Consider the following 23,768-nt stretch of genomic DNA (forward strand, 5'->3'; position numbering starts at 1 on the left):
TTGTTGTTGATGTTTTCTCTCGGTTCTTTCTCTTTTTTTTTTCCCCCCCCCCCCCCCCCCCCCCCCGCTACCGATGCAGCACCCGCTTCACCACCTCTTCGACCTCCGGCTGCTACAACATCCCCATGGTCGAGCAATCAAACGCCCCCACCGACACGCGTCCCCACGGCATCCCCGCACGGCTTCGCCACTACGCCGATCGCCTGCAGGACAGTTTCCCGATGGCGGTGGCCAAGCGCTTCGTCGAGATCGACGTGCTGACCCAGGCCGCTTCGGTCTCCTTCTACGCCCTGCTGTCGATGGCCCCGCTGCTGGTGCTGTTGCTGTGGCTGACCGCCTCGTTGTATCCGCCGGCGCAGCAGGCACTGATCGGGCAGATCGGCTCGGTGGCCGGCAGCAGCGTTGCCAGCGTGGCCGACACCGTGCTGCACAACGCCAACAGCCAGCCCAGCGTCGGTTCGCTGGCCGGGGTCTGGAGCACGTTGCTGTTGTTCGTCGGCGCCACCGCCGTGTTCGCGCAGCTGCAGAACGCGCTGAACCGGATCTTCCATACCAGCGGGCAGCGCCTGGACGGGATCAAGGCCTGGCTGCGCAAGCGCGTGTTCTCTTTCGGCGTGGTGCTGGCACTGGGCTTCCTGCTGATCCTGTCGATGACCGCCACCACCGCGCTGCAGGTGGTGTTCGCGCAGCTGCCCTCGGTGCTGCCCGCGATCGGCTACCTGACATCGCTGCTGCTGTACACGCTGGCCTTCGCGTTCCTGTACCACTACCTGCCTGACCGGCGCGTGGCCTGGCGCCAGGCGTTCATCGGCGGCGCCATCACCTCGTTGCTGTTCACCCTCGGCCGTTATGGCATCGGCGTCTACATCAGCACCGTTGCCCCCGGCAGCGCCTACGGCTCGATGGGTGCACTGGTGATTTCGCTGGTCTGGATCTACTACGCCACTGCCGTGTTCTTCGTCGGTGCATTGATGACCGCGGTCATCGACGAACGCCAGTACGCACGTGCACGCCTGGCCAGCGCCGATGTGGCCCCACAGGAAACCGGCCCGGCCGCCGCCAGCGAGTAAACTAGGGGACCTGCCGCCCCCGCAGCGCGCCCTGGCGGCCGCGCCCTGTCCTGTTGCCCATGGCCCGTATCCCCGACGCTTTCATCGACGACCTGCTGGCCCGCTCCGACATCGTCGAGGTGGTGGGCAGCCGCGTGCCGCTGAAGCGTCAGGGCAAGGAGTACGCCGCACGCTGCCCGTTCCATGACGAACGCTCGGCCTCGTTCACCGTCTCGCCGACCAAGCAGTTCTATCACTGCTTTGGCTGCGGCGCGCACGGCACCGCGATCAGCTTCCTGATGAACTACGATCGCCTCGAGTTCCTCGACGCGGTGGATGAACTGGCCAAGCGTGCCGGCATGGAAGTGCCGCGCAGCGAGAACCCGCGCAGTGCGCAGCAGCAGGATGACAGCCGCGAGCTGTACTCCGCACTGGATGCGGCAACCAAGTTCTTCCAGAAAAACCTGGAAGGCAGCGAGAAGGCGCGCAGCTACCTCGACGGCCGCGGCGTGGACGAAGAGAACCGCGCGCGCTTCCAGATCGGCTATGCGCCCGATGGCTACAGCGGCCTGCGCGATGCGCTGGGCAAGGACGAGCGGCGGATGAAGCTGCTCGACCGCGCCGGCCTGTTCTCCAAGAACGACCGCGGCCACGTCTACGACAAGTTCCGCGACCGGGTGATGTTCCCGATCTTCGACCGCCGTGGCCGGGTGATCGCCTTCGGCGGGCGCGTGTTCGAGAAGGACGACGGCCCCAAATACCTCAACTCGCCTGAGACCGCGCTCTTCCACAAGGGCCGCGAACTGTACGGCCTGTGGCAGGTGCGCCAGACCAACCAGAAGATCGAGCGCTTGATCGTGGTCGAGGGCTACATGGACGTGGTCTCGCTGTTCCAGTTCGGCGTCACCCAAGCGGTGGCGACGCTGGGCACGGCAACCACGCCGGACCATGCCGAGCTGCTGTTCCGCAACGCGCCGGATGTGTTCTTCTGCTTCGACGGCGACGCCGCCGGCCGCCGCGCCGGCTGGAAGGCGCTGGAATCGGTGCTGCCACGCATGAAGGACGGCCGCCAGGCCTTCTTCCTGTTCCTGCCCGATGGCGAAGACCCGGACAGCATCGTGCGCAAGGAAGGCGCCGAGGCGTTCGACGAGCGCCTGAAGCAGGCCACGCCGCTGTCGCAGTTCTTCTTCGACGAGCTGACCCGCGAAATCAACCTGGGCACGCTGGACGGCAAGGCACGGCTGGCCGAGCGCGCCAAGCCGATGCTCGCGCAGATTCCCGACGGCGCGTTCGGCGACCTGATGAAACAGCAGCTGGGACAGCTGACCGGCCTGGGCGGCAACGCGCAGGCGGGCCGTCCGCAGATGCCTCAACGCGCCGCGCCGCGCACGATCCAGCCCGCGGCCAAGCGCAGCCTGGTGCGCGGCGCGATCGCCGTGCTGCTGCAGCAGCCCTCGCTGGCCCTGACCCTGGGCGGCAAGCACCACTTCCAGGGCCTGCGCCTGCCGGGGGTGGAGCTGCTGCTGGAACTGCTGGGGCTGGTCGAACAACGCCCGGACATCAGTACCGGCGCCCTGCTGGAGCATTTCGACGGCCGCGAGGAACAGGCCTCGCTGCACACCCTGGCCGCGCAGACGCTGGCGGGCGATGAAGCGATGTGGACGGTGGAACTGCATGACGCGGTCGGGCAGCTGGAGAAGCAGCTGCTGTTCCAGCGGATCGACGACCTTAACGCCAAGCAGCGACAACAGGGTCTGGACGATACTGACAAGTACGAGATGCGCGAGCTGCTCAAGGCCCGCGCCAATCTGCGCCTGTAGCGGCAGAACACATCCCCGGAGAGACCATGCTGCTGCGCCTGACCTGCCTGCTGTTGTTGTCGCTCTGCCCCGCTCTGCCGGCCTGGGCTGCGGACCCCGCCCTTGCTGAAGTCCGCCCCGGCCTGTACGCCGGCGGCCAGCCCACGGCTGCGCAACTGCGCGAACTGGCTGCACAGGGCGTGCGCACGGTGATCGACCTGCGCCAACCCGATGAAGATCGCGGCTTCGATGAAACACGCGAGGCCGAAGCGCTGGGCCTGCGCTATGTACGCATTCCGGTGGCCGGTGCCGAGGGCCTGGATGCCGCCAACGTGCGCGCCGTGCACCAGGCCCTGCAGCAGAGCCAGGGGCCGGTGCTGCTGCACTGCGCCTCCGGCAACCGCGCCGGTGCCGTGCTTGGCCTGCTCAACGCGCGCTACGAACACGCCAGTCCGGAACAGGCCCTGCAACTGGGCCAGCGTGCCGGCCTGAAGTCGCTGGAAGCAGCCACCCGCGAGCGTCTGGCGATTCCTTCTCCCACCCCCTGATTCCCAGCACCAAGGAGCCTATCCACCATGACCCGCTGGTGGTCGCGCCTGCGACCGGACAACTTCACCCTCGCCCTGCTGTGCACCGTCGGCCTGGCTTCGCTGCTGCCGATGAAAGGCGCCGCCGCCCTGGTGCTCGACGATGTCACCACCGTCGCCATCGCAGCGCTGTTCTTCCTGCACGGCGCGCGCCTGCCGCGCGAATCGATCATCGGCGGCATGCTGCACTGGCGCCTGCACCTGACGATCCTCGCCTGCACCTTCATCCTCTTCCCGCTGCTGGGGCTGTTGTTCAAGCCGTTGTCGGGCTGGCTGCTGACGCCCGAGTTGTACCTGGGCGTGCTGTTCCTGTGCACCCTGCCATCCACGGTGCAATCGTCCATCGCGTTCACCTCGATGGCGCGCGGCAACGTGCCGGCGGCCGTGTGCAGTGCCTCGCTGTCGAGCATCCTCGGTGTGTTCCTGACGCCACTGCTGCTGACCGCGCTGGCCGGTACCTCCGGCGGCGTGCACGACCCGCTGCATGCCATCGGCGGCATCATGCTGCAGTTGCTGGTGCCGTTCGTGGCCGGCCACCTGCTGCGCCCATGGATCGCCGGCTGGGTGGAGAAGCAGCGCGCGCTGCTGCGCTACACCGATCAGGCCACCATCCTGCTGGTGGTGTACTCCGCGTTCGGCGAAGCAGTCACTGAAGGGCTGTGGAGCAAGACACCGCTGCTCTCGCTGTTCGCGGTGGCTGTCGTGGCCGCGGTACTGCTCGGCATCGCCATGCCGCTGATCACCTTCATCGCCCGCCGCCTGCGCTTCAACCGCGAAGACGAGATCGCCATCGTGTTCTGCGGCTCGAAGAAGAGCCTGGCCACGGGCGTACCGATCGCCAAGGTGCTGTTCGCTGGCGGCAGCCTCGGCGCGATCGTGCTGCCGGTGATGATCTACCACCAGATCCAGCTGATCGTCTGCGGCGTGATCGCCCAGCGCTACGCCAAGCGCGCGCCCTGACCGGCAGAACAGCCATCCACGCATGGCGTGGATCTACTGTGGCGCTGAGCCTACAAAAGTAGATCCACGCCATGCGTGTATTCACCGATCCACCAACGTGCCGACGCTCAGCTGCGGCATCCACACCCACAGGTCGTACTGCCGCCCGGCATCGGTATCGACCTCCGGTGCACGCGCAGGTCGCTCGAGCAGAGCCAACGCCTTGCAACGGTCCATGCACCCCCAGAAATGGCCGCGCAGGGCTTCCAGCCGCACGCTGTAAATGTCCAGATCGCGCAGCGCCGACGCCATCGGTTGCGTCTGCATTTCCGGCGGCGCATCGGCCGGCCGCTGCAGCATGGCGTGGACATTGCCGGTCAGGACGACCATGCGTGCGTCATCCGGCAGGCGCCGGTACAGGCGCCGCAGCTCCGCCGCCATGCGATCGTCGCGCGCTTGGCTGCCGCCATCACCGTTGTTGACGTCATAGCCGACCACCTCGATGGCGCGACCCTGCGCCTTCAGCGCGCGCAGGCCTTCGATCAGCGCCAGCATGTCGCGACTGCGGCGGCCATCGTGCTGATCATCGCGCACGGTCCAGAACGCACGGCCGTGCACGTGTTGGCGTGCCATCGCCCCGCCATCGGAATCCAGATAGTCACGCAGTGTGGTGTTCTCACCGCGCGGCAGTTCCAACGCCAGCACGACCGGGCCGTTACGGCTGTAGTCGTCCACCAGTCGGCGCACCAGCAGCGGTATCTCGCGGGTACCATGGAATTCGCCCAGCACCAGAACGCGGTGGTCTCCGGCATGCTGGCGGATCTGCATGGCAGCGTCGTCGGCGCGCGCGCTCATCACCATGCCCAGCGCCAGCAGCAGGGTGGCGGTCCAGCGGAAGATCGAATGCATCCCTGCTCCTTCCTTTCCTTGGGGTCAGGAACAGCAATGGCGATGCGGCAACGGCAGTTCAAGTAGATCCACGCCATGCGTGGATGCCTCAGCCCATCACAACCAGGGCAGGATCCAGTGATCCACCAGCAGGAAGGCGAACAGCGCCATCAGGTAGACGATGGAGTAGCTGAACATCTTCATCGAGAACAGCTCATCCGGCGGGTTGAGCATGCGCCAGGCGTACCAGAGGAACACGGCGTTGAGCACGATCGCACCGCCCAGGTAGAACGCCCCGCTCATGCCGACCAGGTACGGCAGCAGGCAGACCAGTGCCAGCACCACCGAGTACGCCATGATCTGCTTGCGCGTGTGCACCACACCATGGGTGACCGGCAGCATCGGGATTTCCGCCTTGGCGTAGTCCTCGCGACGGAAGATCGCCAGTGCCCAGAAGTGCGGCGGCGTCCAGATGAAGATGATCAGCACCAGCAGCGACGAGTACGCCCAGTCCGACGAGCCCTGCATGCCGGTCACCGCCGCCCACCCCAGCATTGGCGGCATCGCGCCGGCCAGACCACCGATGACGATGTTCTGCGAGGTCGCTCGTTTCAGGTAGACGGTGTAGATCACCGCATAGCCGATCAGCGAAGCGAAGGTCAGCACCGCGGTGATCCAGTTCACCCACAGCACCAGGATCGCCATCGACAGCACGATCAGCACGCTGGCGAACACCAGCACCTGCCATGGCTTGACCTTGCCCACCACCAGCGGTCGCCACGAGGTACGCGCCATCTGCGCGTCGATGTGCGCATCCAGCAGCTGGTTGATGGCTGCAGCTGCCGACGCCGCAAGCCAGATACCGAGGAAGCCGAGCACGCCGGCGCGCACCTGCTCCCAGCTGGGCACACCCGGAATGGCCAGGACCATGCCGACCAGGGCGGTGAAGACGATGAGGGCGACGACCTTGGGTTTGGTCAGGTCCCAGTACTGGCGATAGTTGGAAAACATGGAATCAGTCCGGGGCACGCAGGCGGGCCAGCAGGCTGACCAATACAAACAACAGGGCAACGGCAACGCCGTTGTGCGCCACTGCCACTTCCAGCGGCAGTGCAAGCTTCACATTGAGGATGCCGAGGGTGACCTGCAGCACCAACAGCGCGACCAGGGCCGAGGCCCAGCCACGCATGCTCGGCAGCCGGAACAGGCGCAGGCCCAGCCACAGCATGTAGACGGCAACGACAATCGCGAACAGGCGATGGGCCATCTGGATGGCGATGCGCGAGGCACCGTCGAGCACGCCGCCTTCGTAATCCACGCCAATGCCACGCCACAGGGTGAAGCCCTCGGCGAAGTTGTGCTGCGGCCACCACTGGTTGGCGCAGCGCGGGAAGTTGTCCAGCGAGGCACTGCCGCCGCCGCACGCCAATGCCGCGTAGTTGGCACTGACCCAGCCGCCGAGCGCGATCTGGGTGACCAGCACCGCCACACCGATGCGCAGCAGCCACTTCAGCTTCGGCGCCTCGGCCAGGGTGATCGGCATGTGCGTGGCACGCCACGCCATCCACACCAGCAGGCCGAACATCAGCATGCCGCCCAGCAGGTGGCCCATCACCACGATCGGCTTGAGCAGCAGGGTCACCGTCCACATGCCCAGCAGGGCCTGGAAGATCACCACCGCCAGCGTCAGCAGCGCCGCGCGCGCCAGGTCGATGTTGCTCCAGCGCAGTGCGGCGATCAGCAGGATGGCCTCGCCGATGAGTGCCAGCACGCTGGCGGTTCCATGCCAGCCCATCATGTACAGCGGTATGCCCGCGGCCACCAGCACGCAGGCGGTAACCACCGCCGTGCTTCCAAAACGACGCTTGCGCGTGGCCAACAGGGCCAGGGTCAGGATCTCGATGCCGAGCGCGCCGGCCAGGAAGCGGTGCACCTGCTCACGCCAGGCTTTGTGCGTTTCCAGCGGACGGATCTCCGCCGCCGGATGCCCGATGGTCTCTTCCACGTGCTGCGGCCAGGTCGCCTGCCCATAGCAGGTTGGCCAGTCCGGGCAGCTCAGGCCGGCATCGGACAGGCGCACGAAGGCGCCGAACATGATCGTGCTCGCGGTCATGATCATGGCGAACCACGCCAGGCGGTGGAAATTGCGGTGCAGCGCCGGACGCGCGGAAAGGCTCATCAAACGGGACTCACTTCAGTTTCAGCAACGTGGCCATGTCCTTGCGCAGGCCTCCGAGATCGCTCCCGGGGGCATGACGCATGATCACGAAGCCGTTCGGATCGATCACGTAGACCGGCAGACCCGCCGGATCATCGACGCCGGGCAGCGCCGCGCGCAGGGCTGGCGACGGGGCCAGCGGCCGCAGCGCAGGCAGCGAGGCGATCGACGCCGGTGGCGTTCCCAGCCACAGGATTTCGACATTATCGGCGTTATGGCCGAACAGCTGCCACACCTTGCCCAGTCCCTGCGACAAAGTGACGCACTGCGCGTCGCAGGCACCGGCCGGTGCCACCAGCAGACGCCAGGTGCGCGCGTCGGGGTTCCAGGGGTAGGCCGCGCCATTGGCCAGCGTCGGTGGTTGCTGGCGCAGATCCACAGGCGGCTTCAGCAATTGACCACTGTTGCGATGCGCGGTCGGCTGCCAACCCGAGAAACGCAGGATGGCGGCCAACGCCATCGCCCCGAAGAAAACGGCGAACAGCAGCACCAGGGTCCGGCGGCCGTTGCCGCGCGCCTGCGGGGAGGTAGCAGTGTTCATGCGGGGCATTTTCTCATGGTTGGGAAAGGGATGCCGGCCAGCGGCCGGTACTACCGGGCACCGGGCCGCCTCCTGCGCCATTCCAGTACCAACGCCACCACCAGCACGGTCAGCGCCAGCCCGAACCACTGCACGGCGTAACCCAGGTGGCGCTGCGGCGGCAGCGTGTTCGGCAGCAGGTCGAGATCGCGCTCATCGCCGAACGGCAACGCCGGATCCAGCCGCAGCACGCGCTCGGGCAACGACGGCAGGCCCAGCGCGGCGGCCAGGCCATCGGCGGGAAGGCGACTGGCCAGCCAGCGCCCTGCAACATCGGTGGTGGTGAACGCCGGCCCCAGCGCCAAGCCGGCCGAAGGGGGCGGTGCCAACAGGCCACGTACGTCCACCGGCGACGGCGGTGCCGCCACCTCCGGCAACATGCGGTCGGGCGGCAGCGCGCGCCAGCCCAGGTCCACCAGCAACACGCTGCCCGCGTCGCTGCGGAACGGACGATAGATCTTCACTCCGGCGCGGCCGTGGCGGGTCTGGTTGTCCAGCAGCACCACGCCCGGCAGGAAGCGACCGTGATCGGCCACGCCATGCAGCGCGCCCTGCGCCGCCAGTGCCTGTGCCAACGGCATCGCCTGCGCCACGGCCGGGGCCTGCGCGTCCAGCAACGCCTGTTTGGCATGCATCCGCTGCAGCTGCCACAGGCCGAGCGCGGTGAATCCGGCCATTGCCAGCAGCGCCATCAGCCATCCGATCAGGCGCGTGTGCTGGCGCATCATGACAAGTCCGCGCAAACGCGGTCAGATAGGCACATCCACCCTGCCCTCGAGCCGCGCATGAGTGATTCGCTGAAGACCCTGCTGGTAATCGCGTTTCTGATCGTCATCGTCTGGAATCTGGGCGCCGGCCTGTATTACCTGCTGGTGGACCGCGGCCAGACCAAGCGCACGGTCAATGCATTGACCCGCCGCATCGGAGTGTCGGTGGCGTTGATCGTACTGGTGATCGTGTGCATCTATATGGGATGGATCAAACCGCACGGCATCGGCAGCTGACCCCACGTCAGGCCAGGCAGCGCCGGCGGCTGAGGCTGCCGACGCCTGCGCGGTCAAAGCACGTAGACGAACAGGAACAGCATCAGCCACACCACGTCGACGAAGTGCCAGTACCACGCAGCCGCTTCGAAAGCGAAATGGTTGTCGCGGGTGAAGTGTCCCTTTGCCGACCGCAGCCACATCACGATCAGCATGATCGTGCCCAGCAGCACGTGTGCGCCGTGGAAGCCGGTCAGCATGAAGAAGGTGGAACCGTAGATGCCCGAGCCGAGCGTCAGGTTCAGTTCCTTGTAGGCGTGGATGTATTCCTCCGCCTGCAGTGTCAGGAAGCCGAGGCCGAGCAATACCGTCAGGCCCAGCCAGATCAGCAGCTGGCGGCGGTTGCCCGCCTTCAACGCATGATGGGCGATGGTCAGGGTCACGCCCGAGGTCAGCAGGATCAGCGTATTGATCAGCGGCAGGCCCCAGGCCGGAATGGTCTGGAACGCGCCACCGATCGCTGCCGGGCCATTGGTCGGCCAGCCGGCCGAGTAGCCCTGCCACAGCAGCTCGTTGGTCATCACCCCGCGCCCTTCGCCGCTCAACCACGACAGGCCGAGGTGGCGGGTGTAGAACAGCGCACCGAAGAAGGCACCGAAGAACATCACTTCGGAGAAGATGAACCAGACCATCCCCATCCGGAACGAACCGTCCACCTGCCGGTTGTAGTTGCCGGCCTGCGACTCGCGCACCACGTCGCTGAACCACCAGAACAGGGTCAGCACCAGCATCGCCACGCCGATGTAGAAGGTCCAGCGGCCCCAGCTGGCGTCGTTGAGCCAGCTGGCCACGCCGACCATGGTCACCATCATCGCGATGGAACCGACGAACGGCCATTTGCTCTGGGCCGGGACGAAGTACACGTTGGCGTCGGTAGGTGTCTGGGCCATGGTCGGTATCCGGGTCAGGGAGCAGCGTGGGCGCCTTCCGACGTGGCGGCCGGAGCCAGCCGATCGGACAACGCATCGTTGCGGTAGAAGGTGTAGGACAAGGTGATCGTCCGGATTTCCGGCGGCAGGTCCGGATCGACGATGAAGCGCACCGGCATGTCGCGCTTCTCGCCGGCCTGCAGGGTCTGCGCGGTGAAGCAGAAGCACTCGGTCTTGCTGAAGAATCCCGACGCGCGTGCCGGTGCCACCGAAGGCACCGCGCTGCCGACTACGGCCTGCTGGCTGTCGTTGCGGGCGAAATACAGCGCCTCGTTGAGCTCGCCAGGCACCACATCCATGGTCAGCTGCTCGGGATGGAACGACCACGGCAGCCGCGAATTGACGCCACCATCGAATTCCACCCGCACGGTGCGCTTGCCACTGGCGGCACCGGTACTGGCTTCGCTGCCCGGACCACGTTCCAGGCGCACGCCGAACACCTTCTCGCAGGCGATGCGATACAGCGGCACCAGCGAGAACGTCAGCAGGAACACCACCACCGCAACGCCGATCAGGCGCGGCAGGCCGGCGCTGCGTGACGGAGCGGTGGCCGGCGTTTCGCTCATCGACCGATCACGCCGCTGAGGATGAAGCCGACGTAGACCAGCACGGCGATCGCGCCCACCCACAGCGCGGTGCGCTTGGCGCGCTGACGCTGCTGCTCGATGCCGTGGATCTGGCTGTCGCTCTGATGGAGCCGACCGCTGGTCGGCTGCGCTTGACCGGACGACACGCTGTCAGCCGAACGCGGCTCGGCTCTGGCTGCAATGATCGGGCTCTCGTTATGCATGCACCACCTCAATGACCGATATCGTCGTGGGCCAGGTCACCCGGGCGGATGGTCGGCGGCGTGGTGAAGGTGTGCGCCGGTGCCGGCGACGGCAGCGTCCACTCCAGGCCACGCGCGCCTTCCCAGGAGCGCGCCTCGGCCTTCTCGCCATTGCGCAGCGAGGACAGCAGGATCGCGGCCATCATGAACGGCGTGGCGAACATGCCGAACGCACCGATCGAGCTGATCAGGTTCCAGTCGGCGAACGCCACCGAGTAATCGGGGATGCGCCGCGGCATGCCGGCCAGACCCAGGAAATGCTGCGGGAAGAACAGCAGGTTGACGAACACGATCGACCACCAGAAGTGCACCTTGGCCCACTTCTCGCTGTACATGCGCCCGGTCCACTTCGGCCACCAGTAGTACACCGCCGCGATCAGCGCGAACACCGCGCCGGTCACCAGCACGTAGTGGAAGTGGGCAACCACGAAGTAGGTGTCGTGATACTGGAAGTCGGCGGCCACGATCGCCAGCATCAGGCCGGAAAATCCGCCGATGGTGAACAGGATGACGAACGCCACCGACCACAGCATGGGAGCTTCGAAGGTGAGCGAACCACGCCACATCGTGCTGACCCAGTTGAACACCTTCACCCCGGTCGGGATCGAGATCAGCATGGTGGCGAACATGAAGTAGATCTCGCCACCCAGCGGCATGCCCACGGTGAACATGTGGTGGGCCCAGACGATGAACGACAGGAACGCGATCGCCGCGGTGGCGTAGACCATCGCCTGGTAGCCGAACAGCGGCTTGCGGCTGAAGGTCGGGATGATCTCGCTGACCACGCCGAAGGCGGGCAGGATCATGATGTAGACCTCGGGATGACCGAAGAACCAGAAGATGTGCTGGAACATCACCGGGTCACCACCACCGGCCGCATTGAAGAAGCTGGTGCCGAAGAACTTGTCGGTCAGCAGCATCGTCACCGCACCAGCCAGCACCGGCATCACCGCGATCAGCAGGAACGCAGTGATCAGCCAGGCCCAGCAGAAGATCGGCATCTTCAGCAGGTCGATACCGGGCGCGCGCATGTTCAGTACCGTGGCGATGATGTTGATCGCACCCATGATCGAACTGATGCCGGCCACGTGGATGGCGAACACGGTGAACGCGACGTTGTAGCCGCCCTGCAGCGACAGCGGCGGATACAGGGTCCAGCCACCGGCCGGCGCACCACCGGGTAGCAGGAAGGTCAGCAGCAGCAGGCTGAAGGCCACCGGCAACAGCCAGAACGACCAGTTGTTCATGCGCGGCAGCGCCATGTCCGGCGCACCGATCTGCAGCGGGATCATCCAGTTGGCCAGGCCGACGAAGGCCGGCATCACGCCGCCGAAGATCATCACCAGCGCGTGCACGGTGGTCAGCTGGTTGAAGATTTCCGGACGGATGTACTGGATGCCGGGCTGGGCCAGTTCCAGCCGGATCAGCACGCTCATGAACGCGCCGATGACGAACATGATGAAGCTGAAACCCAGGTACAGCGTGCCGATATCCTTGTGGTTGGTCGAGAAGAACCAACGCTCGAAGAAGCTCTGCGGGTGATGGTGATCGTCGTGCCCAACTGCCGAGTGCGCCATTGCAAAACACCTCTCAGGATCGGTTGTCGCCGCGGCCGCGACACGGCCGCGGACAGTTACATCAGGCTCCGCTGGCCGCCGCGGCAGGCGCGTTGCCGGCCTCGGCGGCGGCCGGTGCTGCCGGCTGTGCCGGCGATTCACTGGCAGGCGCGGTGGGTTCGGCGGGCGCGGCAGGCGTCGCGGGTACAGGCGCCGGTTTGCGCTGCGCCAGCCACTGCTTGAACTCTTCCTTGGACACCGCCTCGACCACGATCGGCATGAAGCCATGGTCCTTGCCGCACAGCTCCGCGCACTGGCCGCGGTAGACACCGGGCTGCTCGATGCTGGTCCAGGCTTCGTTGATGAAGCCGGGAATCGCGTCCTGCTTCCAGCCCAGCGCCGGCACCCACCAGGCGTGGATCACATCGTCGGAGGTGATGACGAAACGCACCTTGGTGTCCACCGGCAGTACCAGCCGGTTGTCGACATCCAGCAGGTAGTGCGGATGGCTCTCGCGGGTCGGCACCTTGCCACTCTGCCGCATGCGGTCGGACTCACGGTCCAGGCGGCTGGTGAAGGTCACGTTCTCGCCCAGGTACTCGTACTTCCACATCCACTGGTAGCCGGTGACCTTCACCGTCATCTCGGCATCGCGGGTGTCGTACATCTTGATCAGGTTGGCCGTGGCCGGCCACGCCATCACCACCAGGATGATCACCGGGATCACCGTCCAGATGACCTCGGCCTTGGTGTTGTGGCTGAAGGTGGCGGCGACCGCGCCCTTGGACTTGCGGAACTTGAACATCGCGTAGGCCATGGCGCCGAACACGATCACGCCGATCACCGTACAGACGATCAACGAGAGGTTGTTCGATTCCCAGGCCAGGCGCGAGGTCTGGGTCACCCCCTTGCCCATGTTCAACTGCCACGGCTTTGGATCGGCCGCCTGGGCCAGCGCCGTCCCCGGCATCGACAGCAGGGCCCCCATCGCGGCGGCCATTGCAACGCACTTCGTGCCCCACCCTCTGCTTTGCTTCATTGCCTAGACCCTTAGCGTCGTCGGTTGCCGCCATCGCTGGCGGCGAGCAAATCTTCAAGCGTTTCAACAAGCGTTTGACGTTCGGCCGGCGCGAGAAAACTCCCCACCTCCACCTGCCGGCCGCTGGATGCCAGCCGGACCCTCTGGTCGTCGGTGAGCAGGCGCACCCAATGCGGATGAGCCCGGAACACCGGCAATCCACCGGGCACGGGGATGACCTCCACGTACGCCGGCACTACCCGGATCTCCTCCTGCCGTTCACCGCTGCGCCACAACGCGCGCAACGCAGCTGCCAGCAACAGGCTGTACAGCAGCGCGAACAGGGGGGCGAATGCGTTGCCGGCCACCCACCCGAAGGCGGACACCAGCCACATCACTCCCGACAACACAGCAAACAACAGGACGAACTGCCGGGCATCGAGCGCCCGTGGGGGACGCAGTCGCAGCTGCGTACCTGACCCATCCGGAGCTGTAAGCACCTCGATCATGTCGCAACCGCGTTCCTGCCGCGGGAAACGTCTTGATGGTAGCCCTGCCCTCTCGCCGGTAGCAAGGGTGCATTCACACTTTTTCCGATGCTGCAACACAGCATGACCCCAACAGCACGAATGACGAATTCGGCACAAAACTACCCGACTTTGCTGAACACGCTGAATCCACCACCGCTAGGGGCTATCAGCATTCATGAAGGTGGCTGCGCGGGCCTTCCTGAAGTCGAAAAAATGATTAAAATCGCCAAGTTTTCCACTGGCCGGACCGGCATGAACGCACCTTCCTCTCCCATTGCCGCCAGCGACGCTCCGCGTCCCTCGGCGCTGCTGTCGCCGGAACTGCCGGCGTCCCCCAACCCGTTCCGCCAGGCCATCACCGATGCCTGGCTGAAGGACGAGGCCAGCCATGTGCGCGAACTGCTGGAGCAGGCACGCCTGCCGGCCGACGAGCAGGCCAAGGTGCAGGCGCTGGCCGCCGACCTGGTCGCCCGCGTGCGTGTGCGCGCCAAGGACCAGGGTGCGATCGAAGCCTTCATGCGCCAGTACGACCTGGGCAGCGAGGAAGGCGTGCTGCTGATGTGCGTGGCCGAAGCGCTGCTGCGCATTCCAGACCAGGAGACCGCCGACAAGCTGATCCGCGACAAGCTGGCCGATGCCGACTGGGAAAAGCACCTGGGCGGCAGCGACTCGGTGTTGGTCAACGCCTCCACCTGGGGCCTGATGCTGACCGGCAAGTTGGTGCAGATGAACGACGCCACCCGCGCCGATGCGCCCAGCGCGTTCAAGCGTCTGGTCGGCCGCGTCGGCGAGCCGGTGGTCCGCCTGGCCGTGCGCCAGGCGATGAAGATCATGGGCCACCAGTTCGTCATGGGCCGCACCATCAGCGAAGCGCTGGCACGCTCGCACAAGGGCGACAGCGCCAGCTACCGCTACTCGTTCGACATGCTCGGCGAAGGCGCGCTGACCATGAAGGATGCCCTGCGCTACCTGGAAGACTACCGTCGTGCGATCCACGCCATCGGTGGTGACCACAAGGCGCGTGGTGGCCGTGCCGATGGCGACGTCAACAACGCACCGGGCATCTCCATCAAGCTGTCGGCGCTGTACCCGCGCTACGAGCATGCCAAGCGCGCGCGCGTGTTGAAGGACCTGGTGCCGGGCGTGCTGGAACTGGCGCAGCTGGCCAAGAGCTACGGCATCGGCTGCACCGTCGACGCCGAAGAGTCCGATCGCCTGGAACTGTCGCTGGACATCATCGAGCAGGTGTTCGGCGATGCCTCGCTGGCCGGCTGGGATGGCTTCGGCGTGGTCGTGCAGGCCTACCAGAAGCGCACCCCGTACACGATCGACCATCTGGCCGACATGGCGCGCCGCGCCGGTCGTCGCCTGCAGGTACGCCTGGTCAAGGGGGCCTACTGGGACGCCGAGATCAAGCGCGCGCAGATCGAAGGCTATGCCGGCTACCCGGTGTTCACCCGCAAGCAGAACACCGACGTGTCCTACCTGGCGTGTGCCAAGCGCCTGTTTACCCATGCCGACGCGATCTACCCGATGTTCGCCACGCACAACGCGCACACCATCGCCGCGGTGCGCAGCATCGCCAACGGCGGCGTGTACGAGCACCAGAAGCTGCACGGCATGGGCGACGACCTGTACGCCGAAGTAGTGCCGGCCGACCGCCTCGGCCTGCCGTGCCGCGTGTACGCCCCGGTCGGCTCGCATGAAGACCTGCTGCCATACCTGGTGCGCCGCCTGCTGGAAAACGGCGCCAACTCCAGCTTCGTCAACCGCATCACCGACGAGCGCGTGCCGATCGCCGACCTGGTTCGTGATCCGGTCGAGATGGTGTCCTCGTTCGAATCGATTCCGCATCCCAAGATCCCGCTGCCGGTTGACCTGCTGCGCAGCCAGAACCACGACAGGAAGAACTCCATGGGCGCCAACCTCGCCAACGACAACGAACTGCGCGCCCTGGCCGAGCAGCTCAACGCTGCAGTGAAGCCCTGGCAGGCCGCACCGCTGGTGCCGGGCGCGAACCCGACCGGCGCATCGCTGCCGGTGACCAACCCGGCCGACACCCGTGAAGTGGTCGGCCAGTGGCAGGCCGCCGATGCTGCCACCGTGCAGAAGGCGCTGGCCAATGCTGTGGCTGCACAGCCGGCCTGGAACCGCACCCCGGCCGCCAGCCGCGCCGCCATCCTCGAGCACGCCGCCGACCAGCTGGAAGCGCGCATGCCCGAATTCATGGCGCTGTGCGTGAAGGAAGCCGGCAAGAGCCTGCCCGACGGCATCGCCGAAGTGCGCGAAGCGGTGGACTTCCTGCGCTACTACGCCAAGCAGGCGCGCGAGCAGTTCAGCCACGCCGAGAAGCTGCCCAGCCCGACCGGTGAATCCAACGAACTGCAGCTGCACGGCCGCGGCGTGTTCGTCTGCATCAGCCCGTGGAACTTCCCGCTGGCCATCTTCCTGGGCCAGGTGGCTGCGGCACTGGCCGCCGGCAACAGCGTGATCGCCAAGCCGGCCGAGCAGACCAACCTGATCGGCTACTACGCGGTGAAGCTGCTGCACGATGCCGGCGTGCCGGCCGACGTGGTGCAGTTCCTGCCGGGCGACGGCGCCACCGTCGGTGCTGCGCTGACCGCCGACCCGCGCGTGGCTGGCGTGGCCTTCACCGGCTCCACCGACACCGCCCGTGCGATCAACCGCGCGATGGCTGCACGCGATGCGGCCATCGGTGTGCTGATCGCCGAGACCGGCGGCCAGAACGCCTTCATCGCCGACTCCTCGGCGCTGCCGGAACAGCTGGTCAAGGACGCAATCGGTTCGGCCTTCACCTCCGCCGGCCAGCGCTGCTCGGCCGCACGCGTGCTGTTCGTGCAGGACGACATCGCCGACAAGGTGATGACCATGCTCGCCGGCGCAATGAAGGAACTGAAGGTCGGCAACCCCGGCCAGCTGTCCACCGACGTCGGCCCGGTGATCGATGCCGACGCACTGCAGATCCTGCAGGACCACGCCGTGCGCATGGATCGCGAGGCGCGCCTGATCGCGGCTGCCGAACTGTCCGCCGAAACGGCCAACGGCACCTTCTTCGCGCCGCGCGCGTATGAGCTGAAGGACCTGGGCCAGCTGCAGAAGGAGATCTTCGGGCCGGTGCTGCACGTGATCCGCTGGAAGGGCGACCAGCTCGACGCGGTGATCGACCAGATCAACGCCACCGGCTACGGCCTCACCCTGGGCGTGCATTCGCGTATCGACGAAACCGTCGACCGCATCAGCAACGGCGTCCACGTCGGCAATGTCTACGTCAACCGCAACCAGATCGGTGCGGTGGTCGGCGTGCAGCCGTTCGGCGGCCAGGGCCTGTCCGGCACCGGCCCCAAGGCTGGCGGCCCGCACTACCTGCTGCGCTTCGCCACCGAGAAGACGGTGACGGTGAACACCACCGCCGCCGGCGGCAACGCCTCGCTGCTGACCCTGGGCGACTGATTCCAGGCGTCATGCGGTAAACGAAAAACCCCGCGAAAGCGGGGTTTTTTTGTGCATTGCCGGTAGCGCCGGGCCATGCCCGGCGACGATCACGCCGCCACGCTGAACCGGTTGTCCGCACGCTCTGCCAGCTCCACCTGCACCCGCGCAATCCGCGTTTCCAGATCGCCTTCCAGCAACACGTAGTCGACCCCACGCGCCTGCAGCTGCTGCAGATACCACGCGTGCTGCTGCATGCGGAATTCCTGCCCCACCCGTGTCCCATCCTGCTCGAACGGGATATCCGGCGCACACAGGAACAGCAGGTCGTACGCACGCGCTGAGGCCCACTGCAGCGGTTCGGGCGCTGTGCCGAACATCCAGCCGCTATAGCCCAGCGTCACCAATGGGGTGGTATCGCAGAACAACCAACGATGCGCGTGCTGCGCGACCTGGTCCTCGTGCTGCGGCTGGGTCACTGCGATGCGCAGCAGATCCGGCGCCTGCAGCTCGCCGCCCTGTTGCTCCCACAACGTACGTCCGAACTCCGGTACCCATGCCGTGCCCAGGCGTTCGGCCAGCACCCGCGCCAGCGTGCTCTTGCCAGTGGACTCACCGCCGATGAACGCCACCCGCTGCACATGGTCGGCATACACCGACGGACTCAGGCTGTGCCGATGCGCATGCGGATCAGCGCGCAACTGCGTACCGCAGGCCTGCCCGACATCCAGGGTGCGCTCCAGCCGCCCATGGCGTACCGGTGCGCCGAAGTGCGCAGCCAGCGCCTGCGCGAAGCCGTCGCCATAGTCCTCGCCGGTAAACACCGCCTGCACCGGTCCACCGAACAGCGTCATGCACAGCCAAGCGGTAAACGCGCGCTGCACCTGCTCGTCGTCCGTGTCCTGCGGCAGCTGGCGTATCGGCACCCCCTGCTGCTCGCACATCGCCGCCAGACGCGCATCATCGAGTACCGCGATGGTGGCCTGCGGAAAGCGCTCGCGCAGCCAGCGTTCGCGGCGCTCTGCGCTGTAGCCGGCAAAGCCCGGTTGCGACCAGCCGATCACCAGCAGTTGCGTGCAGCGGGTAAAGGCGAATTCGATCAGGTGCTCGTGGCCGAGGTGCAGTGGGCAGAACTTGCCGACCACCAGGCCCCGCGCAGCGTGCTCAGGCAACAACATCGGCCGCCCTGGCGTCATCCCGCATCAGGTGCCGCCAGTGACGCAGCGCCACCAGTGCGTTGATCCAGAAGCCGATGTACAGGATCGAGGTCAGGTGCAATCCACGGCTGTAGTACAGCGGCACCGCGATGGTGTTGACCAGCAGCCATACCCACCATGATTCCAGCTTGCGCCGCATCATCAGGATCTGCGCGATCACGCTCAGCACCAGCACCGCCGAATCGATGTACGGCGCATAGGCATTGGTCAGGCGGGTCAGCATCCAGCCGTAACCGAAGGTTGCCAGCACCGCCAACGGCAGCAGCCAGCTCCACGCGCGTGCAGGCAAGCGGGTGATCGGCAACGGCGCGCCATGGTCGCCACGCAGCCATTGCCACCAGCCGAACACGCTGATGACCACGAAGAAGAACTGCAGCACCATGTCCGCGTACAGGTGCGAGCGCTCGAACACGGCGGCGAACAGCGCACATCCAACGATGCCCAGCCACCACGTATGCACGTTGTTGCGACCGGCCAGCAGGATCGAACCGGCAACGGCGATGTTGGCGGCCAGCTCCAGCTGGAAGTTCGGGTCGGACAGGTTCATCGCGCCATTGTTGCGTAGATCCACGCCATGCGTCGTCGGCCCAGTAGATCCACGCCATCGTCGTCTGACCAGTAGATCCACGCCATGCGTGGATGCAGATCCCCGGCAAAAAAGAAGCCCCGCTTGCGCGGGGCCTCCTTCGTACTGCTTCAGGCAATCGCCGGAATCAGAACTTGTACTGCATCGAAGCAGCCAGCACGTCGCCGGTGACCTTGTACTTGCCGGTAACGGTGTTGGCCGTTGCCGAGGTCGAGTTGACGTTCGGATCCTTGGTGAACAGGTGGGTGTAGCCCACGCTGTATTCCATCTTCTCCGACGGCGCCCAGGTCAGGCCCAGCGACAGCCACTTGCGGGTGGTATCCGGCACGCGGACGTCACGGTGGGCGTCGGTGGTTGGGGTCTGGTCGTACGCCAGACCGCCACGCAGGGTCAGCTGCTCGTTCAGACGGTACTCGGTACCGATCGAAGCGAAGGTGGTGTCGCGGTAGTGGAATGGCAGCACGCTGTCCGGCTGGTTGGAGTCATAGTCGACGCGCACTTCGTCGAACTTGCTCCATGCGGTGCGCGACACGTCGGCCATGATCTTCCACTGGTCGTTCACGCGGTGCGTGAAGCTGACGGTGGCGCTGGCCGGCAGGGTGATGGTCGCCCGGCCGTTGCTGTCGATGAAGGTACCCGGTGCGGCGCTGGCCAGGAAGGCGGCGGCGTTCTGCGGGATGGTGAAGTCGGCCTTGCCGTCGGTGATCTTGTGTTCGACTTCCGAGCGGTAGCTGAAGGCGATGTTGGTGCCTTCCACCGGGCTGACGGTCATGCCCAGGGTGTAGCCGATGGAGACTTCGTCACCCTTGATGCGCAGGTAGCCATCAGCGGTACCCGGCGAGAAGCCGAGCTGTGCAGCCTGGCGTGCAGCCGCCTGTGCGGCAGCCTGGGCCTGGGCTGGGGTGCGGCCGGCCGCCAGTGCAGCGGCGGCGGCGCGCTGCTGGGCGCTGGCGTTGATGGCGGTACCGGTATCGACGGCGCTGGTCAGGTCGACATTCAGGCGCTCGGCGAACACCGACGCACCGAACGACAGGTACGGGTTGACGTCATACGAGAAGGCCGCACCCAGGTCGATGGCCTGCAGTTCGGTCTTGACGCCGTTGTAGCGGCCGACCCAGTCACGGTCGTATTCGGTCTTGAAGCCGAACGGCACGGTCAGCGACACGCCGAAGTGCATGTTGTCCTTCTCGCCGAACGGCACGTGGAAGTACGCGGCCGGAACCGGAGCGATCATGCCGGCGTCGCCGCCGTTGCCGCCGGAAATCGGAGCGCCGTTGGCGTAGCGGCCTTCGCCGCGGAACTTGGCGCCGAAGCTGATGGCGCTGACGTCACCCTGGATCTGGGTGCCTTCCAGCAGGCGCATCGAAGCCGGGTTGGTGGCGACCACCGAGGCATCGCCCTCGGCGGAGGTCGAGCCGGCGAACGCGCGGCCCAGGCCCTTGGCGCTGTTTTCCTTCAGCTGGAAAGCGGCGGCGTTGGCGTCGGCGGCGGCCAGCGCACCGGCAACGCCGACGGCCAGCAGGGTCAGGCGGGCAATGGTGGAAGCAGTTTGCATCGTAGTTCTCTCTCCGGTAAGCGGTGATGGTGCTCTGAGTGCGCCTGCGCCCGTCAGGCCGGATGGCCCTTCGAAGCGCGCCGGATTCCCCTCCCGACATACGACGCCGTATGCGAGTATTACCCAGAGCCGTTAATGAAACAATAACAGCGGCGGCGCTTTTTTCGCCGCAAAAGCTGAACAGGACTTTCCCCGCCAAAAGCGCCCTCGCGCTAGGCTTACGCCATGTTCGTCTCCCTCCCCTCGCGCAAGAAGGCGACCCTGCGCTGGGCTACACCCGTGCTGTTTGCGGCACTGTGGCTGGCATTCCTGTGGTCGATCTCGCGCCCGGACGACGCCCGCGGAAGCCTGTGGCTGGACTGGGGCGCCCTGTCCACCGGCCTGACCCACCCGCTGGACTGGTGGGCGACCCTGCAGGACGGCAGCGTGCTGCGCCTGTTCACTGCCCTGTTCCTGCACGCCGACTGGTCGCACCTGCTGGGCAACCTGGTGTTCCTGCTGATCTTCGGCCTGCCGGCCGAGCGGGTGCTGGGTCCGTGGCGGTTGCTGCTGCTGTTCCTGGTGGGCGGGGCGATCTCGAACCTGGTTGCCATCTACACCATGGGCAGCCCGGACCAGATCATCATCGGCGCCAGTGGCGCGGTGTCGGCATTGATCGGCGCCTATCTGGCGCTGTTCCCCGGCGCGCGCCTGGGCGTGGTGATTCCGCTGGGGCTGTTCCTGGAATTCGTGCGCGCCCCGGCCTATCTGCTGATCGGCGTGTGGGCCGCGCTGCAGGTGGTGTTCGCCTACATCGGCCCGACCTTCGGCATGGTCGCCTGGTGGGCGCACATCGGCGGCTTCGTGTTCGGCGTGGTGTACGGCATGTACGTGCGCGCGGCGATCGCACGGCGCCTGCGCAAGCGGCACGGGTTCTAGCGTCCGCTAGCCGCGTTCTGCGAAACGCCCGAGACATGCTCGGGCGGCGTTCGGACATCAGTCGAGCATGGCTCGAATCTACAGAATCAAGGCTTGGCCGGGATCTCTGCGGGCTTTGCTTCAGGCTTTGCCTCAGGCTTTGCCTCAGGCTTTGCTTCAGGTTTTGCTTCAGCCTTGGGCTCCGCCTTCGGCGCCGGCTTGGCGGCGGCCTTCGCTGCCTTGTCCGCTTCGGCCTTCGCAGCTTCCGCCTTCAAACGCGCCGCCACCGAACCCGGGTTCTTCAGCTCGGCCAGTGCATCGTTGATCGGGCCATCGCCCGGCAACACGGCGCCTGCGTGGTAGCCCTCGGTGCCTTCCTCGTCACCGCGCAGGTGGCCCGGCAGAGTCGCTTCACTGTAATCACTCAGGCTGGCCGGCAGCGCCTCATCTTCCGGACGCGGGGCGGCCTTCAGTTCCACTTCCGGCACGATGCCGGTGGCCTGGATCGATTTGCCGCTGGGCGTGTAGTAGCGAGCCGTGGTCAGCTTCACCGAATCGCCGTTGTCCAGCGGCAGCACGGTCTGCACCGAGCCCTTGCCGAAGGTGCGGCTGCCGATCACGCGCGCGCGCTTGTTGTCGCGCAACGCACCGGCCAGCACTTCCGATGCACTGGCCGAACCGGCATCCACCAGCACCACCACCGGCGCACCCTTCAGCAGGTCGCCCGGAGTGGCGTCGAAGCGTGCATCACTGATGCTGATGCGGCCACGGGTGCTGACGATGTTGCCCTTGTCGAGCAGGTCATCGGCTACCTGTACGGCAGCGGTCAGCAGACCACCCGGATTGCTGCGCAGATCCAGCACCAGACCCTTGAGGTTGCCGCCGGACTGCTTCTGCAGCTGCTGCAGGTGCTTCTGGAAATCAGAGCCGGTATCGGCCTGGAACGTGCTCAGGCGGATGTAGCCGTAGCCCGGCTCCAGCAGGCGGCTGCGCACGCTGGTCACGCGGATCGTCTGCCGGGTCAGGCTGACGTCGAACGGCTTGGGCTTGCCGTCGCGGACGATGGTCAGCACCACCTTGCTGCCGGCCGGACCACGCAGCGGTTCGCTGGCATCGATCGCACTGATCGGCTTGCCATCGATGGCGATGATCAGGTCGCCGGCGAGGATGCCGGCCTTGGCCGCCGGGGTGTCGTCGATCGGCGAGATCACCTTCATGCTGGCGTTGTCCGGCTGCTGCTGCAGCTCGACGCCGATGCCTTCGTAAGCACCGTTGGCCTGCTCGTCGAACGCCTCTGCATCTTCCTTGTTGAAGTAGGTGCTGTGCGGATCGAGGTCGAGCAGCAGCCCGCGCACGGCCGACTGCATCAGCTTGTTGTCATCGACCGGATCGACATAGGCTGCGCGCACCGCGTTGTAGACGGCCACGAAGCGGCGGATATCGTCCAGCGGCACCTTCGAGGTCACCGCCTCCTCGCTGCTCGCCGCCTTCCCGGGAGTTTCCTTCAACGGGATGGGGGCGGTCTGCTGGGCCCAGGACAGGGCCGGCAACAGAGCCAGCAAGAGGGTGGCGGTACGGGCTGCGCGCATGGATCACTCCTGTCGACGATGGCATCGTGCCCAAGGCACATGCACCGATTATGCGCGAAGCGTGGCTAAATTCCCGTTGAATCCGGCCTCGTGCGGCCAGCCGGAATTCAGCGCCGCTGCAGCCAGCTGTCCGGATTGACCGGTTGCCCACCACGGCGCAGCTCGAAGTACAGCGCCGTCACGCCCTGGCCACCGGAGTTGCCGACCTTGGCCACCGCGTCGCCACGGCTGACCCGCGCGCCGGCATCCTTCAGCAGGGTGTCGTTGTGGGCGTACAGGCTCATGTAGCCATTGCCATGGTCGACGATCAGGATCATGCCGTAGCCGGTCATCCAATCGGAGAACACCACGGTGCCATCGGCCACAGCGGTGACGGTGCTTCCGGCAGGTGCGCCGATCAACACGCCGCTGCTGGTGCGGCCGTCCGGCAGCTTGCCGCCATAGCGGGCCAGCAGATTGCCCGACAGTGGCCAACCCAGGCCACCGACCTTCGGCGCTGGCGCCGAGGC

Annotated in this window: 23 protein-coding genes; 7 read left to right on the plus strand and 16 right to left on the minus strand. The window is 66.2% G+C overall.

The window, feature by feature from the left end; genetic code table 11:
• Nucleotides 1–125 precede the first annotated feature (125 nt).
• From AC27VL_RS18745 to AC27VL_RS18760, 4 genes are read left to right on the plus strand one after another with little or no spacing between them, the layout of a single operon-like run.
• Entirely contained in the window at nucleotides 126–1,070 is a 945-nt protein-coding gene (locus AC27VL_RS18745; protein WP_180167645.1) for a YihY/virulence factor BrkB family protein, read from the plus strand.
• Between the two features lie 59 nt (nucleotides 1,071–1,129).
• Nucleotides 1,130–2,869, plus strand: a complete 1,740-nt coding sequence (dnaG, locus tag AC27VL_RS18750; protein WP_251473136.1) for a DNA primase — start codon at nucleotides 1,130–1,132, stop codon at nucleotides 2,867–2,869.
• A gap of 26 nt (nucleotides 2,870–2,895) precedes the next feature.
• Nucleotides 2,896–3,396 carry a protein tyrosine phosphatase family protein gene (locus tag AC27VL_RS18755; RefSeq protein WP_488767829.1) on the plus strand — a complete coding sequence of 167 codons (501 nt, stop codon included), beginning with the start codon at nucleotides 2,896–2,898 and terminating at the stop codon, nucleotides 3,394–3,396.
• Nucleotides 3,397–3,423: 27 nt separating this feature from the next.
• Nucleotides 3,424–4,395: a bile acid:sodium symporter family protein gene (locus tag AC27VL_RS18760; protein ID WP_099782541.1), complete on the plus strand. Its 972-nt coding sequence runs from the start codon at nucleotides 3,424–3,426 to the stop codon at nucleotides 4,393–4,395.
• 81 nt (nucleotides 4,396–4,476) lie between these two features.
• Here the strand turns inward: AC27VL_RS18760 and AC27VL_RS18765 are convergent, their stop codons facing one another.
• The 5 genes from AC27VL_RS18765 to AC27VL_RS18785 form a co-directional block, all read right to left on the minus strand.
• Nucleotides 4,477–5,283, minus strand: a complete 807-nt coding sequence (locus AC27VL_RS18765; protein ID WP_100554541.1) for a TraB/GumN family protein — start codon at nucleotides 5,281–5,283, stop codon at nucleotides 4,477–4,479.
• A gap of 96 nt (nucleotides 5,284–5,379) precedes the next feature.
• Nucleotides 5,380–6,273 (minus strand): heme o synthase, encoded by an 894-nt coding sequence (gene cyoE / locus AC27VL_RS18770; RefSeq protein ID WP_089238231.1) that lies wholly within the window; start codon nucleotides 6,271–6,273, stop codon nucleotides 5,380–5,382.
• A 4-nt stretch (nucleotides 6,274–6,277) separates the two neighbouring features.
• On the minus strand, nucleotides 6,278–7,441 hold the full coding sequence (locus tag AC27VL_RS18775; RefSeq protein ID WP_100554540.1) for a COX15/CtaA family protein: 1,164 nt from the start codon (nucleotides 7,439–7,441) through the stop codon (nucleotides 6,278–6,280).
• 10 nt (nucleotides 7,442–7,451) lie between these two features.
• Nucleotides 7,452–8,021, minus strand: coding sequence for a hypothetical protein (locus AC27VL_RS18780; RefSeq protein ID WP_089238227.1), 570 nt, complete (start codon nucleotides 8,019–8,021; stop codon nucleotides 7,452–7,454).
• Nucleotides 8,022–8,071: 50 nt separating this feature from the next.
• Nucleotides 8,072–8,788: an SURF1 family protein gene (locus AC27VL_RS18785; RefSeq protein WP_100554538.1), complete on the minus strand. Its 717-nt coding sequence runs from the start codon at nucleotides 8,786–8,788 to the stop codon at nucleotides 8,072–8,074.
• 57 nt (nucleotides 8,789–8,845) lie between these two features.
• Here AC27VL_RS18785 and AC27VL_RS18790 point away from each other — a divergent pair, with 57 nt between their 5' ends.
• Complete coding sequence (locus AC27VL_RS18790; protein ID WP_089238223.1) at nucleotides 8,846–9,064, plus strand: twin transmembrane helix small protein; 219 nt, start codon at nucleotides 8,846–8,848, stop codon at nucleotides 9,062–9,064.
• A 53-nt stretch (nucleotides 9,065–9,117) separates the two neighbouring features.
• Here the strand turns inward: AC27VL_RS18790 and AC27VL_RS18795 are convergent, their stop codons facing one another.
• The 6 genes from AC27VL_RS18795 to AC27VL_RS18820 form a co-directional block, all read right to left on the minus strand.
• On the minus strand, nucleotides 9,118–9,993 hold the full coding sequence (locus AC27VL_RS18795) for a cytochrome c oxidase subunit 3 (protein WP_049468562.1): 876 nt from the start codon (nucleotides 9,991–9,993) through the stop codon (nucleotides 9,118–9,120).
• 14 nt (nucleotides 9,994–10,007) lie between these two features.
• On the minus strand, nucleotides 10,008–10,598 hold the full coding sequence (locus AC27VL_RS18800; protein WP_100461555.1) for a cytochrome c oxidase assembly protein: 591 nt from the start codon (nucleotides 10,596–10,598) through the stop codon (nucleotides 10,008–10,010).
• The gene (locus AC27VL_RS18805; RefSeq protein WP_100554537.1) at nucleotides 10,595–10,822 is read right to left on the minus strand and encodes a hypothetical protein; all 228 of its coding nucleotides are present in this window, start codon (nucleotides 10,820–10,822) and stop codon (nucleotides 10,595–10,597) included. Before AC27VL_RS18805 ends, AC27VL_RS18800 begins: the two co-directional genes overlap by 4 nt.
• A gap of 8 nt (nucleotides 10,823–10,830) precedes the next feature.
• Complete coding sequence (gene ctaD / locus AC27VL_RS18810) at nucleotides 10,831–12,438, minus strand: cytochrome c oxidase subunit I (protein WP_025878294.1); 1,608 nt, start codon at nucleotides 12,436–12,438, stop codon at nucleotides 10,831–10,833.
• Between the two features lie 61 nt (nucleotides 12,439–12,499).
• Nucleotides 12,500–13,456, minus strand: a complete 957-nt coding sequence (gene coxB / locus AC27VL_RS18815; RefSeq protein WP_100554536.1) for a cytochrome c oxidase subunit II — start codon at nucleotides 13,454–13,456, stop codon at nucleotides 12,500–12,502.
• Between the two features lie 11 nt (nucleotides 13,457–13,467).
• Nucleotides 13,468–13,944 (minus strand): DUF2244 domain-containing protein, encoded by a 477-nt coding sequence (locus AC27VL_RS18820; protein WP_100554535.1) that lies wholly within the window; start codon nucleotides 13,942–13,944, stop codon nucleotides 13,468–13,470.
• 273 nt (nucleotides 13,945–14,217) lie between these two features.
• Here AC27VL_RS18820 and putA point away from each other — a divergent pair, with 273 nt between their 5' ends.
• Complete coding sequence (putA, locus tag AC27VL_RS18825; protein ID WP_191078699.1) at nucleotides 14,218–17,436, plus strand: bifunctional proline dehydrogenase/L-glutamate gamma-semialdehyde dehydrogenase PutA; 3,219 nt, start codon at nucleotides 14,218–14,220, stop codon at nucleotides 17,434–17,436.
• Nucleotides 17,437–17,525: 89 nt separating this feature from the next.
• Here the strand turns inward: putA and AC27VL_RS18830 are convergent, their stop codons facing one another.
• The 3 genes from AC27VL_RS18830 to AC27VL_RS18840 form a co-directional block, all read right to left on the minus strand.
• The gene (locus tag AC27VL_RS18830) at nucleotides 17,526–18,593 is read right to left on the minus strand and encodes an AAA family ATPase (RefSeq protein WP_488767835.1); all 1,068 of its coding nucleotides are present in this window, start codon (nucleotides 18,591–18,593) and stop codon (nucleotides 17,526–17,528) included.
• On the minus strand, nucleotides 18,580–19,179 hold the full coding sequence (pnuC, locus tag AC27VL_RS18835; RefSeq protein WP_100554532.1) for a nicotinamide riboside transporter PnuC: 600 nt from the start codon (nucleotides 19,177–19,179) through the stop codon (nucleotides 18,580–18,582). The genes AC27VL_RS18830 and pnuC overlap by 14 nt, the downstream gene beginning before the upstream one ends.
• 166 nt (nucleotides 19,180–19,345) lie before the next feature.
• Nucleotides 19,346–20,773, minus strand: coding sequence for an outer membrane protein transport protein (locus tag AC27VL_RS18840; RefSeq protein WP_089238203.1), 1,428 nt, complete (start codon nucleotides 20,771–20,773; stop codon nucleotides 19,346–19,348).
• A gap of 225 nt (nucleotides 20,774–20,998) precedes the next feature.
• On the opposite strand from AC27VL_RS18840, the gene AC27VL_RS18845 reads away from it, so the two are divergent.
• Nucleotides 20,999–21,691, plus strand: coding sequence for a rhomboid family intramembrane serine protease (locus AC27VL_RS18845; protein ID WP_025878304.1), 693 nt, complete (start codon nucleotides 20,999–21,001; stop codon nucleotides 21,689–21,691).
• Between the two features lie 86 nt (nucleotides 21,692–21,777).
• On the opposite strand, the gene AC27VL_RS18850 is transcribed toward AC27VL_RS18845, so the two are convergent.
• Nucleotides 21,778–23,259 (minus strand): S41 family peptidase, encoded by a 1,482-nt coding sequence (locus AC27VL_RS18850; protein ID WP_100554531.1) that lies wholly within the window; start codon nucleotides 23,257–23,259, stop codon nucleotides 21,778–21,780.
• 107 nt (nucleotides 23,260–23,366) lie between these two features.
• The coding region (locus AC27VL_RS18855) for a murein hydrolase activator EnvC family protein (protein WP_488767838.1) at nucleotides 23,367–23,768 on the minus strand (402 nt) is incomplete at its 5' end.

The organism is Stenotrophomonas sp. 14P6.2.3 (assembly GCF_057799055.1).

Excerpts from the sequence above, each read along its gene's own strand:
- AC27VL_RS18745 (WP_180167645.1), top strand. The coding sequence starts at position 126 with ATGGTCGAGCAATCAAACGCCCCCACCGACACGCGTCCCCACGGCATC.
- dnaG (WP_251473136.1), top strand. The coding sequence starts at position 1,130 with ATGGCCCGTATCCCCGACGCTTTCATCGACGACCTGCTGGCCCGCTCC.
- AC27VL_RS18755 (WP_488767829.1), top strand. The coding sequence starts at position 2,896 with ATGCTGCTGCGCCTGACCTGCCTGCTGTTGTTGTCGCTCTGCCCCGCT.
- AC27VL_RS18760 (WP_099782541.1), top strand. The coding sequence starts at position 3,424 with ATGACCCGCTGGTGGTCGCGCCTGCGACCGGACAACTTCACCCTCGCC.
- AC27VL_RS18765 (WP_100554541.1), bottom strand. The coding sequence starts at position 5,283 with ATGCATTCGATCTTCCGCTGGACCGCCACCCTGCTGCTGGCGCTGGGC.
- cyoE (WP_089238231.1), bottom strand. The coding sequence starts at position 6,273 with ATGTTTTCCAACTATCGCCAGTACTGGGACCTGACCAAACCCAAGGTC.
- AC27VL_RS18775 (WP_100554540.1), bottom strand. The coding sequence starts at position 7,441 with ATGAGCCTTTCCGCGCGTCCGGCGCTGCACCGCAATTTCCACCGCCTG.
- AC27VL_RS18780 (WP_089238227.1), bottom strand. The coding sequence starts at position 8,021 with ATGAACACTGCTACCTCCCCGCAGGCGCGCGGCAACGGCCGCCGGACC.
- AC27VL_RS18785 (WP_100554538.1), bottom strand. The coding sequence starts at position 8,788 with ATGATGCGCCAGCACACGCGCCTGATCGGATGGCTGATGGCGCTGCTG.
- AC27VL_RS18790 (WP_089238223.1), top strand. The coding sequence starts at position 8,846 with ATGAGTGATTCGCTGAAGACCCTGCTGGTAATCGCGTTTCTGATCGTC.
- AC27VL_RS18795 (WP_049468562.1), bottom strand. The coding sequence starts at position 9,993 with ATGGCCCAGACACCTACCGACGCCAACGTGTACTTCGTCCCGGCCCAG.
- AC27VL_RS18800 (WP_100461555.1), bottom strand. The coding sequence starts at position 10,598 with ATGAGCGAAACGCCGGCCACCGCTCCGTCACGCAGCGCCGGCCTGCCG.
- AC27VL_RS18805 (WP_100554537.1), bottom strand. The coding sequence starts at position 10,822 with ATGCATAACGAGAGCCCGATCATTGCAGCCAGAGCCGAGCCGCGTTCG.
- ctaD (WP_025878294.1), bottom strand. The coding sequence starts at position 12,438 with ATGGCGCACTCGGCAGTTGGGCACGACGATCACCATCACCCGCAGAGC.
- coxB (WP_100554536.1), bottom strand. The coding sequence starts at position 13,456 with ATGAAGCAAAGCAGAGGGTGGGGCACGAAGTGCGTTGCAATGGCCGCC.
- AC27VL_RS18820 (WP_100554535.1), bottom strand. The coding sequence starts at position 13,944 with ATGATCGAGGTGCTTACAGCTCCGGATGGGTCAGGTACGCAGCTGCGA.
- putA (WP_191078699.1), top strand. The coding sequence starts at position 14,218 with ATGAACGCACCTTCCTCTCCCATTGCCGCCAGCGACGCTCCGCGTCCC.
- AC27VL_RS18830 (WP_488767835.1), bottom strand. The coding sequence starts at position 18,593 with ATGTTGTTGCCTGAGCACGCTGCGCGGGGCCTGGTGGTCGGCAAGTTC.
- pnuC (WP_100554532.1), bottom strand. The coding sequence starts at position 19,179 with ATGAACCTGTCCGACCCGAACTTCCAGCTGGAGCTGGCCGCCAACATC.
- AC27VL_RS18840 (WP_089238203.1), bottom strand. The coding sequence starts at position 20,773 with ATGCAAACTGCTTCCACCATTGCCCGCCTGACCCTGCTGGCCGTCGGC.
- AC27VL_RS18845 (WP_025878304.1), top strand. The coding sequence starts at position 20,999 with ATGTTCGTCTCCCTCCCCTCGCGCAAGAAGGCGACCCTGCGCTGGGCT.
- AC27VL_RS18850 (WP_100554531.1), bottom strand. The coding sequence starts at position 23,259 with ATGCGCGCAGCCCGTACCGCCACCCTCTTGCTGGCTCTGTTGCCGGCC.